Source organism: Zobellella iuensis (assembly GCF_016746085.1).
GTDB lineage: Bacteria > Pseudomonadota > Gammaproteobacteria > Enterobacterales > Aeromonadaceae > Oceanimonas > Oceanimonas iuensis.
The window spans coordinates 319,737-332,867 of record NZ_JAERTZ010000026.1 but is presented as its reverse complement, the minus strand read 5'-3'; the positions used below and the strand labels follow the sequence as shown (position 1 = coordinate 332,867).

The 13,131-nt window shown below is 66.9% G+C and carries 12 protein-coding genes; 3 read left to right on the top strand and 9 right to left on the bottom strand.

Going from position 1 to position 13,131, the window contains the following annotated elements:
• Positions 1 to 2: 2 nt before the first annotated feature.
• The 7 genes from mmuM to JKV55_RS15445 all read right to left on the bottom strand — a co-directional run bounded on the left by mmuM (position 3) and on the right by JKV55_RS15445 (position 6,334).
• Entirely contained in the window at positions 3 to 956 is a 954-nt protein-coding gene (gene mmuM / locus JKV55_RS15475; RefSeq protein ID WP_202087609.1) for a homocysteine S-methyltransferase, read from the bottom strand.
• 37 nt (positions 957 to 993) lie between these two features.
• Positions 994 to 1,743 carry an amino acid ABC transporter ATP-binding protein gene (locus JKV55_RS15470; RefSeq protein WP_369409660.1) on the bottom strand — a complete coding sequence of 250 codons (750 nt, stop codon included), beginning with the start codon at positions 1,741 to 1,743 and terminating at the stop codon, positions 994 to 996.
• Between the two features lie 8 nt (positions 1,744 to 1,751).
• Positions 1,752 to 2,702: an amino acid ABC transporter permease gene (locus JKV55_RS15465; RefSeq protein ID WP_202087602.1), complete on the bottom strand. Its 951-nt coding sequence runs from the start codon at positions 2,700 to 2,702 to the stop codon at positions 1,752 to 1,754.
• 54 nt (positions 2,703 to 2,756) lie between these two features.
• Positions 2,757 to 3,548, bottom strand: coding sequence for a transporter substrate-binding domain-containing protein (locus tag JKV55_RS15460; RefSeq protein WP_202087601.1), 792 nt, complete (start codon positions 3,546 to 3,548; stop codon positions 2,757 to 2,759).
• Positions 3,549 to 3,705: 157 nt separating this feature from the next.
• Positions 3,706 to 4,110, bottom strand: a complete 405-nt coding sequence (locus tag JKV55_RS15455; RefSeq protein WP_202087600.1) for a group II truncated hemoglobin — start codon at positions 4,108 to 4,110, stop codon at positions 3,706 to 3,708.
• A gap of 80 nt (positions 4,111 to 4,190) precedes the next feature.
• Positions 4,191 to 4,991 (bottom strand): slipin family protein, encoded by an 801-nt coding sequence (locus JKV55_RS15450; RefSeq protein ID WP_202087599.1) that lies wholly within the window; start codon positions 4,989 to 4,991, stop codon positions 4,191 to 4,193.
• Positions 4,988 to 6,334 (bottom strand): NfeD family protein, encoded by a 1,347-nt coding sequence (locus JKV55_RS15445; RefSeq protein ID WP_202087598.1) that lies wholly within the window; start codon positions 6,332 to 6,334, stop codon positions 4,988 to 4,990. The genes JKV55_RS15450 and JKV55_RS15445 overlap by 4 nt, the downstream gene beginning before the upstream one ends.
• Positions 6,335 to 6,511: 177 nt before the next feature.
• Between JKV55_RS15445 and JKV55_RS15440 the strand changes: the two genes are divergently transcribed.
• The 3 genes from JKV55_RS15440 to JKV55_RS15430 all read left to right on the top strand — a co-directional run bounded on the left by JKV55_RS15440 (position 6,512) and on the right by JKV55_RS15430 (position 9,925).
• Positions 6,512 to 6,949 (top strand): GNAT family N-acetyltransferase, encoded by a 438-nt coding sequence (locus JKV55_RS15440; protein ID WP_202087597.1) that lies wholly within the window; start codon positions 6,512 to 6,514, stop codon positions 6,947 to 6,949.
• Positions 6,950 to 7,045: 96 nt separating this feature from the next.
• Positions 7,046 to 8,500 carry an AAA family ATPase gene (locus JKV55_RS15435; RefSeq protein ID WP_202087595.1) on the top strand — a complete coding sequence of 485 codons (1,455 nt, stop codon included), beginning with the start codon at positions 7,046 to 7,048 and terminating at the stop codon, positions 8,498 to 8,500.
• Between the two features lie 3 nt (positions 8,501 to 8,503).
• Positions 8,504 to 9,925, top strand: coding sequence for a vWA domain-containing protein (locus JKV55_RS15430; protein ID WP_202087588.1), 1,422 nt, complete (start codon positions 8,504 to 8,506; stop codon positions 9,923 to 9,925).
• A 136-nt stretch (positions 9,926 to 10,061) separates the two neighbouring features.
• Here the strand turns inward: JKV55_RS15430 and JKV55_RS15425 are convergent, their stop codons facing one another.
• On the bottom strand, positions 10,062 to 12,197 hold the full coding sequence (locus JKV55_RS15425; protein ID WP_202087586.1) for a TonB-dependent siderophore receptor: 2,136 nt from the start codon (positions 12,195 to 12,197) through the stop codon (positions 10,062 to 10,064).
• Between the two features lie 66 nt (positions 12,198 to 12,263).
• Positions 12,264 to 13,127, bottom strand: coding sequence for a helix-turn-helix domain-containing protein (locus tag JKV55_RS15420; RefSeq protein ID WP_237332902.1), 864 nt, complete (start codon positions 13,125 to 13,127; stop codon positions 12,264 to 12,266).
• Positions 13,128 to 13,131 lie beyond the last annotated feature (4 nt).

The following is a 13,131-nucleotide window of genomic DNA, read 5'->3' as shown; positions in this document are numbered from 1 at the left end:
TCTTATCCTGCCGCCGGGCGCAGCAGGGCGGCCACGGCGGCGATGTCCGCCGGCGAGGTGCGGCAGCAGCCGCCGATAAGGGCGGCGCCTTCCCGCTGCCAGCGTCCGGCGGCCAGGGCGAACTGTTCGCTGTCGGCCGGGCCGTGCCAGCACTTGTGGCCGGCGTCGTACTGCTCGCCGGAGTTGGGGTAGACCAGCAGCGGCTTGGCGGTGGCGCCCCGTACCGATTGCAGCAGCCCGGGCACGTGCTCGGGTGCGGTGCAGTTGAGTCCTAGCGCCACCACCGACTCGAAGGGGGCCAGGGCCGTGACGCAGTCGCGCAGCCGCTCGCCCTGGCTGTTGTGCTCCGCGTCTCGGCAACTGAAACTGATCCAGCCGCAGGCGCCGGGGTAGGCTTCCATCAACCGGGCCAGGGCCCGGGCCTCGCTCAGGCAGGGCAGGGTCTCGCAGGCCAGCAGGTCGGCGCCGGCCGCCAGCAGCACCTCCAGCCGGGGGCGATGAAAGGCCATCAGGCCGGCTTCATCCAGCTCGTAATGGCCCCGGTATTCGGAGCCGTCCGCCAGCATGGCGCCGTAGGGGCCGACCGAGGCCGCCACCAGGGGGCGGGGGCGCAGGGCGCGCTGTTCGGCGCTTAATCCTTGCCAGAAGTCGTCCCGCGCCGCCACCGCCAGTTGCACCGCCCGCTGCATCAGGCCGGCGGCCTGTCCGGTGTCCAGCCCGCGGCGGGCGAAGGCCTCGAAGGTGGCCTGGTAGCTGGCGGTGATGGCTACATCGGCACCGGCGGCGAAATAGTCGTAGTGAACGGCGTAGATAAGCTCGGGCTGCTCGATCAGCACCTTGGCCGACCACAGCGGATCCTTGAGGTCGCAGCCCCGGCTTTCCAGCTCGGTGGCCAGGGCGCCGTCGAGGATGGCCAGGGGAAACTGCGCGAGCAGGCTTTCAATAGGATTGGTCATACACACCTTGAACAACACCGGCGAGGCGGTGGATGGGTTAGAGGATCTGCGACAGGAACTGCCGCAACCGCGGATGGGCGGGGCGGTTGAAAAAGCCGTCCGGGGTGTCTTCGGCCAGCAACAGGCCGTCGGCCATGAACAGCACCCGGTCGGCCACTTCCCGGGCGAAGCCCATCTCGTGGGTGACCACCACCATGGTCATGCCGTCCCGGGCCAGGCCCTTCATCACCTCCAGCACTTCCCCCACCATTTCCGGATCCAGCGCCGAGGTGGGCTCGTCGAACAGCATGATCTGCGGCTGCATGCACAGGGCCCGGGCGATGGCCACCCGCTGCTGCTGGCCGCCGGACAGCTGGGCGGGGTAGTGGTCCATGCGCTCGGCCAGGCCCACCTTGGCCAGCAGGGCCCGTGCCTGCAGCTCGACCTCGGCACGGGGACGCCGGGCCACCTTGAGCGGGGCCAGCATTACATTGTGCAGGGCGGTCTTGTGGGGGAAGAGGTTGAAGCCCTGGAACACCATGCCCACCCGTTCCCGGAGCCGGTTGACGTTGGTGCTGCGGGCATGAATGTCGGTGCCTTCGAGTTCGATGCGGCCGGCGCTGATGCTTTCGAGCCGGTTGAGGGTGCGCAGGAAGGTCGATTTGCCCGACCCCGAGGGGCCGACGATCACCACCACTTCGCCACGACGAAGGGTCACCGACACCTGGCTGAGCGCCCGGCAGCCGTTGTCGAACACCTTGTCGACCCGGCTGGCGTTGAGCATGGTTTCTGCGTGTTTTATCTGCATGGGGTCTCCTAGTGTCCCGCCGACAGGCGCCGTTCCAGCCGCTGCACCAGCCAGGACAGGGACGCCGTCATCACCAGGTAGAGCAGGGCCACGGTGAACCACACCTCGAAGGGGGCGAAGGTGGAGGACACCACTTCCCGGCCGGCCTTGGTCAGATCGGTGAGGGAGATCACCGAGACCAGGGAGGAGTCCTTGATCAGGTTGATGAACTGGCCGGCCAGGGCCGGCAGGCTGCGCCTGAGCGCCTGGGGCAGTATCACCTCGACCATGGCCCGACCATAGCTCATGCCGAGGGAACGGGCCGCCTCCATCTGTCCCACTGGCACCGCCTGGATGCCGGCGCGGATGATCTCCGCCACATAGGCGGCGCTGAACAGGGTGAGGGCGGCGGCGCCGGCGGTGAAGCGATCCAGCGACAGCACGGTGCCGACGAAAAAGTAGATGATGAAGATCTGCACCAGCAGCGGGGTGCCGCGGATGATTTCGATATAGAGGATGCACAGCTTGCGCAGGGCCGGGTTGGCGGACAGCCGTCCCAGGCCCAACCCCAGGCCGAGCAGGATGGAGCACAACAGCGACACCACCGACAGTTGCAGCGTCATCACCATGCCATGGAGGATGGGGCCGGCGCGCAGGCTGTCGAGCCTGGCCACTTCGTCCCCCTCGAACAGCAGATCGCCGTCCGCCACCAGGAGGGTACTGAACCGCTCCAGCACCAGGGGGGCGTCGCCATGGTCCGACACCAGGGTCAGGGTACGGCCGTCATCGCCCAGTTCGGCCTGGCCGTCGAAGGGGGCGCGGATGGGCTGGGGCGAGCTGTCCACCACATAGGGCAACACCCGCTCCCAGCGCCAGTGGTAGTCGATGCTCTGGGTGGACCAGTAGAGGGCGCCGGCCAGCATGAGCAGCACGCCCACAAAGACCCCGTTCCACAGCCAGCGCTGTTTGGCAGTCTGCATATTCGTTCCCGTCAAACCCGCCGGCGGCCCGGGCCGCCGGCAACAACCAGAGGATTACTGGACCCGGGCGAGCCAGGCGTCGCTCTTGAACCACTTGTGGTAGAGCCGGTCGTAGCTGCCGTCTTCCCGGATCTGGCGCAGGTAGTTGTTGAGGAAATTGAGGAAGTCCCCGTCGCCCTTGCGCACCGCCCAGCCCAGCGGGCCGTAGGTGAAGGCCTGGTCCAGGTGCACCAGCCGGCCCGGATTCTGGGCGGCGTAGACGGCGTTGTAGCTGATGTCGTAGACGAAGGCGTCGGCCCGGCCGTTGGCCACTTCCTGGGCGGCGTCGGCGGAGCTTTCGAACAGCCGCACCTTGGCCCGGCCCAGATGGCGCTTGATGGCGTATTCGCCGGTGGTGCCGAGCTGGGCGGTGACGGTGTAGTTTTCATCGTTCAGCTGGCGATAGGAGTCGATGCCGTCGGCCAGCGCCGGGCGGATCAGTACCGTCTGGCCGGCGTCGAAATAGGGGTCGGCGAAGTTGACGCTGAGGTTGCGCTCGGGGGTGACCGTCATGCCCAGGATCAGATCGCATTTGTTGGTCTGCAGGGCGGGGATGATGCCGTCCCAGCCGGTATTGACCGGCACGAACTTGACGTTGACCGACCTGGCCATGGCCTTGGCGATATCGATGTCGAAGCCGATAAAGTCGCCGCCCTTGTCGGTCATCTCGAAGGGCATGTAGCCGGACTCGAAGCAGAAACGGAATTCACCCGAACGCTGGATCTGCTCCAGGGTGGAGCCCTGGGCGCCGGCGGCGAACAGGCCGAGGCTGCTGCCCAGCAGGAGGAGGCGGAGGGTTGTTTTCATGAGACTGTCCCTGTGGCGAACGAAGGCATCAGGGGCAAGACCCCGATGGCGATTAACGGAGCCCCGTATTCTAGCGGCAGTGCACGGGGATATTCCGCGTTATCGGGGAAAAAAGCGGGGAGGAACGGCGCCGGCCGGCACCGTTTCCGACAGGGGATCAGTCCCGGGTGCGGCAGCGTTCGGCGGGCACGGCGAGGGCGCGCAGCAGATACTGTTTGAAATCTTCGGCGTAGTCCTGAGCCGCCAGCGCCTCGGCCATGCAGGCCAGCCAGGCATCGCGCTCGGCGGGGCCTATGTCCAGGTGGGCGTGGGCCCGGGGTATGCTGATGGGGCCGTACTTCTCCCGGTAGCGGGGCGGGCCGCCCAGCCAGCCGCACAGGAAGCGGGCCAGCTTGTCGGTGCTCTCGTCGAGGTTGTCCGGATGCATGGCACGGATCAGGGCGGCGTCGGGGCGACGTTCCATGGCGGCATAGAAGGCCTCGGCCAGGCGGCGCAGGCCGGCTTCGCCGCCGGCGGCCTGGAAGGAAGTGTCACCCTGCCCGTAGGCGGAAGGCAATAACATGGCGCCTCACCAATGGTTCATCTGAAATGCCGGTTATTCTGGCCCAAAACAGCCGCGGTGTGAAGCGCCGGGCGCCGCCCTCAGGTCATCTCGCTCGGTGACTTGGGATCTGCCGGGTTTTGCTGTCCGGCCAGGCGCTGCAGTATCTGCCCCAGTTCCATGGGCAGGGGAAAGACGATGATCTTGCTGTTCTCGCTGCTCACCTCGGTCAAAGTCTGCAGGTAGCGCAGCTGAATGGCCTCGGGCTGCTGGGCCAGGATATGGGCGGCTTCCAGCAACTGCTTGGAGGCTTCCAGTTCGCCGGTGGCGTGGATCACCTTGGCCCGCCGGGCCCGCTCGGCCTCGGCCTGGCGGGCGATGGCGCGGATCATGGACTCATCAAGATCCACATGCTTGATTTCCACCGCCGTTACCTTGATGCCCCAGTTGTCGGTGCTCTGATCCAGGATGCGCTGCAGATCGGTGTTGAGGGTATCCCGGGCCGAGAGGATCTCGTCCAGCTCGTGCTGGCCGAGCACGGATCTCATGGTGGTCTGGGCCAGCTGGCTGGTGGCCTCCAGGTAGTTTTCCACGTTGATGATGGCCTTTTGCGGATCCAGCACCCGGAAATAGAGCACCGCATTGACCCGCACGGTGACGTTGTCCTTGGAGATCAGATCCTGGGAGGGCACGTCCATGGTGACGATACGCAGGTCCACCCGCACCATTTGTTGCACGAAGGGGATCACCAGGATAAGACCGGGCCCCTTTATCTTGTAGAAGCGGCCGAGCAGGAAGATGACGCCCCGTTCGTACTCGCGCAGGATGCGGAACATGCTGCTGAGCAGCATGACCACCAGGATCACTATCAGCAGCTGAAAATACAGAAAATCGATCATCATGACTGGGTCTCCTCCAGCGGGGCCACGTCGAGGGTAAGATCTTCCACCGCCAGCACGACGATCGCCTGGTGCGGGGCTATGGGGTGCCGGCTGTGGGCCTGCCAGCGTTCGCCCTGCACCAGTACGGTGCCGGTGGGGTCTATGGGGGTGAGTGCTATGCCCTGCTCGCCGACCATGGCGGCGCTGCCGGACACGGGGGCGGCCCGGCGCTGCTTCACGATAAGCCGCACCACCACCAGGACCAGGGTGAGCGAGAACAGGGTAAAGGCGGCCACGAAGGGCCAGGCGACCCGGAACGCCTGATCCGGGGTATCGAACAGCAGTACCGAGCCGATGGCGAAGGCCACCAGGCCGCCGCCACCGAGAATGCCGAAACTGGGCGACAGGGCCTCGCCCACCATCAGCGCCAGCCCCAGCAGCAGCAGGGCCAGGCCGGCGGTGCTGACCGGCAGCATCTGCAGCGCCAGCAGCGCCAGCAGCAGGCAGATGGCGCCGGTGACCCCGGCCACCCCGAAACCCGGGCTGTAGAATTCCAGCAGGATGCCGTACATGCCCACCAGCATCAGCAGGTAGGCGATATTGGGGTTGGTGATGATGATGATGAAACGCTGGCGCCAGTCGGGTTGGCGCTGCTCGGCCAGCAGCCCCGTTGTGGTGAAGGTATAGGTGCTGTCGTGGAGGGTGATTTCCCGCCCGTCCAGGGCCTGCAGCAGTTCGGGAATGTCCACCGCCACCAGCTCGATGACTCCCTGCTCCAGCGCCTCGGAGGCGGTGAGGGTGGCGGCCTCGCGCACCGCCTGTTCGGCCCATTCTGCGTTGCGTCCGCGCAACTGGGCCAGCGACTTGATATAGGCCACGGCGTCGTTCATGGTTTTGCGCTCCATGGCGCTGCCGTCGGTGGCGGGGCGGCCATCCTCTTTTTCCTTGTCTTCCGCCTGATCCCGGGGCGGTTCGCTACCGCCCGGAGGACCTATCTGCACCGGGGTGGCGGCGCCCAGATGGGTGCCCGGGGCCATGGCCGCCACATGGCTGGCATAGAGGATATAGGTGCCCGCCGAGGCGGCACGGGCGCCGCCGGGGGAAACATAGACCACCACCGGGATCCGGGATTCGAGCATGGCGCTGATGATGTCGCGGGTGGCGCTGTACAGACCGCCGGGGGTGTCCATGGTCAGCAGCAGGAAGGTGGGGCGATCCAACTGGGCCTGGTGCAGTTCGGTCACGATAAAGTCCGAGGTGCCGGGACCTATGGCCCCCTTGATGTCCAGCTGCCAGTAGCGCTCCTGGGCCAGGGCCGGCATGCCCAGCAACAACAACAGCAGTAACAGGCCGCGCCATTTCATCGTATCCAGCTCCAATGCAGTCTCTATTAGAGCTTAGTGCATGGGGCCGGGGTGGTGATGATTTAACCGTAAAGGGGCTGGGGGGATTGGCCGTATTGCACCGTTGCCCGGGAAAGGGCACCATCGGCCCTCTTGGACCAGCCGCCAGTGCGGCCATTAGACTTTACGGGAGTGCATATGTCGGCCAGAACGGCAACCAGGGCGGATCTCTCGGCCATTTATGCGCTGGAGCGGACCGCCTTCGGCAGCCACTGTTATCCGGATTTTTTCTTTCGCCAGGCGCTGGATCTCTGGCCGGCTTATCTGCTGGTGGCGGAAGGGGAAGAGGGCGAACTGGCGGGCTACTGCCTGGGCGGGACGGGGGCGGCCCCCGGCGAGGGCTGGATACTGTCCCTGGCGGTGGCCGGTGCCTGCCGGGGGCGGGGCCTCGGCAAGGCGCTGTTGCAACAGGCCCTGGCGGCGCTGGAAGCGGGCGGTTGCCGCTCGGTGCGGCTGACGGTGGCGCCGGACAACCCGGCGCTCGGGCTTTACCTGGCCCTGGGTTTTGTGGAAGAAGGCCGGGAAGAGGCCTATTTCGGCCCGGGCGAGCCCCGGCTGGTGCTGCGGCGGGGGTAAACCTGGCCAAGGGTTCCCGCGCTCCTCTGGCCTGTTTGTTATTTTTGGGTACAATGAGTAAATATTTTTAATACAATTTACTCGCAGGTCTGGCACATGGACGTAAAACCCCGTATCTCGGCATTGATCGAACAGTTGCAACAGGGCTTGCTGGAGCGGGACACCCCGGCCCGGCTGGCGCTGCTGGCGGCGCTTTCCGGCGAGCACTTGCTGCTGCTGGGCCCGCCCGGCACCGCCAAGAGCGAGCTGTCCCGCCGGCTGCACACCCTGCTCGCCGACGGCGCCTACTTCGAGCGGCTGCTGACCCGCTTCTCGGTGCCCGAGGAGCTGTTCGGCCCCCTGTCCATCAAGGCGCTGGAGCAGGACCGCTACCTGCGCCAGACCAGGGGCTACCTGCCCGAGGCCTCCATCGCCTTTATCGACGAGATCTTCAAGGCCAACAGCGCCATCCTCAACAGCCTGCTCACCCTGCTCAACGAGCGCCGTTTCGACAACGGCAACGAGCGGCGGGAGGTGCCCCTGGTGTCGGTGATCGCCGCCAGCAACGAGCTGCCGGAGGGGGCCGAACTCAACGCCCTGTACGACCGCTTCCTGCTGCGCTACCAGGTGGCGCCGGTGAGCGACCAGGCCTTTACCGCCCTGCTCACCCTCGACCAGGGCTACCGGGCGCCGCCGCCGGAGCTGCGCCTGAGCGGCTGCGAGCTGGCCGCCATCCGCGAGCTGGCCGGCCGCCTGCCCCTGGCCCCGGCCCTGGTGCGGCTGCTCACCAGCCTGCGCGCCTTCCTGGCCGAGCAGGAGCTCGCCGTCTCCGACCGGCGCTGGCGCAAGCTGGTCAAGCTGCTCAGGGTCTCCGCCTATTGCAACGGCGAAAAGGAGGCCGGCCTGCTCGACGCCTGGCTGTTGCCCCACTGCCTGTGGCAGCAGCCGGATCAATATCCCCGCCTGGCGGCCTGGCTGCACGAGCATATCGCCGCCGATCCCGGCTTCAGCCCGGCCCTGGTGGCCGAGCTGGTGGACAGCTGGCAGCAGCGGCTGGCCCAGGACGCGGATCCGGTGGTGCCGGCCCTGGACGAACAGGGCTACCAGCTCTACCTGGACGAAGCCGGCCAGCCGGTGACCGAGCGCGAGGGCCGGCGACCCCGTCGCAACGCCGCCGGCGAGCCGCTTTACCGCCAGCTCCGCCTGCCGGACAGCAGCTTTACCGAGCGGGAAATCCGCAACCTGGGCGGCAGCCTGGATCAGTACGAGCCGGTGCTGGAGTCCTACCCGCGGCCGTCGGCCCTGCAACCCCGGGCCTGGCCGGCGGCCCACCTGGCCGCCCGCCTGGCGCAGCTCGATGAGCGCATCGACGAGCTGGACCACTACCTGGGCTGGCTGGCCGGCCAGCGCCAGGGCCTGGAACGGCGGCTCGAACAGCACCTCTGGCTGAGCCCCGCCCTGGGGGAGCAGGTGCGCCGGCAACTGGAGCGGCAGCAGCAGGAGCTGGGTCGCCAGCGGGAACGGCTGGGGCAGCTCCGCCAGGCCTTCGCCGCCCTGCCGGTGGAGGACTGAGCCGTGCAGGATCAGCCCGCCGGCATCGGCCCCCTGGCGGCGCTGCCGGAAAGCCTGTTCGCCCTGGTGGCCACCCACCCCCTGGGCCGGCTGCTGCCCCGGACCCGGTGGGTACTGGCCTGGCTGCACCGGCTGGACAAGGGGCGCCTGCCGGCCCTAAGCGACTGGCTGAACGGCAGCACCGAACGCCGCCTGCGCCACCTGCTGGTGCGCTCGGGCGCGCTCGGCTACTGTCGGGACACCCCGGAAGTGGCGCGGGTGGTGGTGCAGGACATACTGCTGGCGCTGGAGCAGGTGGAGCTGCACTGGCCGGCCACCGCCGCCCTGCTGGTCCAGGCCGGCATGGACAGGCGGCGGGCCGAAGGCCGCGCCCGGGCCCGCCACGCTCGCCGGGCCATCGCCCGCCTCGCCGAGCAGTGGAGCCAGCGGGTCAGCCTGTGGCAGGCCCTGGACGAGGTGACCGAGGAATTCGGCATAGCGCCGGCCATCGGCACCGACGTCAACGGCGGCCAGCTGCGGGATCGGGCCTGGTTCGATATGCAGCGGTTGTCCCAGTGGGTGGCGCAAATTCGTGAACTGCAGCGTTTGCTGAACCAGCTGGGCCAGCAGCGCCCGGATCCGGCGCAAAGCGCCACCCTGAGCCAAATTCGCCAGCAGATGAGTCCCCGGGACGCGGGCCCCCAGGAACGCCTGCTGCCCGGCATGCCGATGGAAACCCAGGGCCTCACCCGCTCCGACCGGATCAACCGTATGCTGCCCCAGGAGGCGGCCTTTCTCGGCCATCCGCTGCTGCACCTGCTGTGGCACGCCCGCCGCGCTGAGCAGGGGCTGCTCAGCTACGCGGTGGCCGGGGTCATGCCCATCGACGCCGGCAACGACTGGCCCCTGCCCCGGGCCGGCCAGGGCCAGGGGCAGGGCAAGGGCAGCCAGATGGGGCCCATCATCCTCTGCCTGGACACCTCCGCCTCCATGCACGGCCTGGCGGAGCAGGTGTCCAAGGCCATGGTGCTGGAGGCCCTGCGCCTGGCCAAGCGCCAGCGGCGGGGCTGCCTGGTGTACCTGTTCGGCGGCGAGGGCGAACTGCAGGTGCTGGACAACGGCCACCTGACCCTGGCGGAGTTGATGGCGTTGCTGCGGGCCTCCTTCAGCGGCGGCACCGAGGTGGTCACCCCGCTGACGGCGGCGCTTTCGCGCCTCCGGGAACAGGAGTGGCGGCAGGCCGACATCCTGCTGGTGAGCGACGGCGAGTTCCAGGTGCCCGCCGCCCTGCGAGAGCAGGTGGAACAGGCGAAGGGCAGCCTGGGCGTGCGCCTGGTCGGCCTGCAGCTCGGCTACGCCACCGCCCTGCACGCCATGCGCCAGCTGTGCGAGCCCGTGCACCTGTTCAGCGACTGGCGCAGCCTGGAGCAGGCGGCCAGGAGCTAGCCGGGCACCGGAGAGAGGAAATCGAGATCCCTGACTTTATGATCCTGCTCGAGTGCTCTGCCGCGAATACAGGAGTTGAAAACAAAGGGAGGCAATTCACATTGCCTCCCTTTGTGTTTGCGGGGTGAGATCAGGTTTAGAACCGGTAGCTCAGGCTGGCCTTGAGCTCGCGTTCGGCGCTGAACCAGCAGTTGCTGTCGTCGTAGCAGCTGTAGTAGCGCTTGTCGAACAGGTTGTTGGCGGACAGCTGCACCCGGGCACCGTCCCAGCCGGCGTTGAGCTGGCCCAGATCGTAACCCAGCGCCAGATCCACCAGGGTGTAGGCGGGCACCTGATCGGTATTCAATGCGTCCATCTGGGTCTTGCCCACATAGCGCACCCCGGTGCCCAGGGTGGTGCCGGCCAGGGCGCCTTCGAAGACCTCGTAGTTGGCCCACAGGCTGGCCTGGCGCTCCGGCACCCAGATCGGCGTCTTGCCGGCGAGTCCGCTGTTGTCCCTGGTCACTTCCATGTCCAGCAGGGTCAGGCTGGCGGCCAGGCTCAGGTTGTCGGTCAGGTAGCTGTCGGCTTCCAGCTCCAGGCCCTTGGCCACCACTTCGCCGGTCTGGATCTTGTCGTAGGCGCTGCCGTTGGGATCCCGGGTCGGGTCATTTTCCTTGGTGATATGGAAGGCGGACAGGGTGCCCTGGTGGCGCCGGTCGGCGGACTGGTACTTGACCCCGGTTTCCCACTGCTGGCTGGTGGTGGGTTTGAAGGTGTTGCCGTGCCGGTCGTGGCCGGTGATGGGCTCGAAGCCTTCGGCATAGCTGACGAAAGGAGAGAAACCGCCCGGCAGCTCGTAGAGGGCGCCGGCGCGGAAGCTGAACTTGTTCTGCTCCACGGTGCTGTCGACCTGGGCACCGTACTGCATGCCTTTTTCATTGCCCACGTAACGGTCATAGCGGCCGCCGGCGATCAGCACCAGCCGGTCCAGGCGGATCTGATCCTGCAGGTAGAAGCCGGTCTGGCGGGTGCTGCGGCGGAAGTCTGCCGAAAAGTCGGCAGAAAAATCAGCGGGCCGGAAGAGGCGGTGATTGCGCGCGAACAGATCGATGGCGGGCATGGCGCCGTCTTCGTAGCGGATATCCGAATTCAGCCGGGTATAGTCCACCCCCAGCAGCAGGTTGTGCTCCAGGCTACCGGTCTGGATCCGGCCGGACAGCTGGTTGTCGATGGCCCAGCTGCGAGAGGCCTCGTCGGTCAGGTAGGCGCGCCGGTTCAGGGTACGCTGGTCCGCCTCCAGCCCTGCGCCGTAGCTGTTTTCCTGATAGGCGGTGGCATCCATGAAGCGCAGGTTCTGTAGCAAGGTCCAGTCGTCGTTGAGTTCGTGGTTCAGCTTGTAGCCCACCAGCAGCACTTCCCGATCATAGGTGTTCCAGTTGGCATCGCCGGAATAGGTATCGGTGGGCAGCCGGCCGTTGACGTTGTCCTTGAACAGGCCAGCGGCCGGCAGCGTGGTGTAGATGCCGGCGGAAGGATCGTGCTGGTAATAGAGGTTAAGGTTGAGCAGGGTGCGCTCCGAAATATGCCAGTCCACCGAGGGGGCGATCAGGTAGCGTTCTTCCTCCGAGGTTTCGGCCTGGCCGTCCTTCTTGCGGCCCAGGGCCACCAGGCTGTAGTTGAGGCTGCCGTCGTCCTTGAGCGCGCCGCGGGACTCGAAGGTTCCCTCGCGCAGATCATGGCTGCCGCCGGCCAGGGTCAGCTCGTTGAAGGGCTGGCTGCTCGGCTGCCTGGCGATCAGGTTGACCATGCCGCCGGGCGGCATGGCGCCGTACAGTACCGAGGTGGGGCCCTTGAACACTTCCACCTGTTCGATGGCGAAGGCGTCGATCTGGGGTTGCAGGTTCCAGTCATTGTAGGTGAGCGGCAGGCCGTCGTAGAAATTCTGGTAGTTGATAAAGCCGCGGATATTGAACAGATCGAGCCGGCTGACGGCGCCGCCGCGCAGCTCGGTGTGTACGCCGGGCACATAGCGCAGCGCCTCGGCCACCGAGTCCACGCCCCGCTGGTCCAGGGTTTCCCGGTCGACCACGCTGATGCCCTGGGGCGTTTCCTCCGGCGCCAGGGCCGACTTGGTGGCGGTATGGCGATAGGCCTTGCCCTGCACCACCAGGGTATCTTCGGTGAGCAGGGGGACGTCTTCGGTGCCGGACTGGGCCAGGGCCTGGCCGCTCAGGGCGCTGGAGACCGCCAGGGCCAGCAGGGAAGGGGTAACAGCGTGTTGCCGCCGCATGAGATCCTCTCTTTGAACAGTTAAATGACAATAAATCTCATTTTAATTTTTCGGCGGCATCAGGACTTAACATTTTGGTGCAGAGGCGACAATAGGGATCCAGTATTCCATCTCGGCCTGGCGGGTGGAGGAGCCGGGACCGTAGATTTCCAGATCGGAGGCGCAGCGGCTGTGATACCCCGAGCCCGGCAGCCATTGCTCCAGCACCCAGCGCAGTATGCCGGCGAGTTCCCGGGGGGGGCCCCGATGGGGTACCACCAGGTACTCCGCCGCCGGTATTTCCAACTGCTCCAGGCCGGCAGGTGGTGCGGGCGCCGTCAGTGGCGTGCCGGCCCAGTAGCGCAGCCGACCCGGTTGCAGCCGGTCTGTCTCGATCACGCCGATGGGATTGTGGCCGGCGGCGGGGCAGTGTTGCAGCAGCCGCTGCCAGATCTGGGGAATGCGCTCGGCAAAGTCGGGTTGGTTGGCGAACAGGCCGCCACAGGCACCGCTCAGCCCCATCATCCGGCAGGCGGGACGGCTGTCGATGCGGAGCTGCAGCAACTGCCGATGGTCGGGGCGCAGCAGGGGAGCGCTCAGGCCCCGGCGTATGCCGGCCTTGCGGTACTGGCCGGGGGTAGCGCCAAACTCCTGGCGAAAGGCGCGGCTGAAGCTGACTTCGGAATCGAAGCCACAACCCAGGGCAATGTCGAGCTGACGCAGCCGGCCGGACAGCAGCCATTCGGCCGCCCGGCTCAGACGCAGCCGGCGGATGTAGCGGGCCAGGCTCAGGCCGGTGGCGGCCTGGAAATCCCGTTGCAGTTGCCAGCGGGAGCAAGCGGACAGTTGCGCCAGCCGTTCCAGGGGGAGCGGTTCATCCAGGTGCTGGTGGATATGCTGGAGCAGGCGGTCCAGCCTGGCCTTGGGGGATAAGGGAATGGGGGGCGTCATGGTA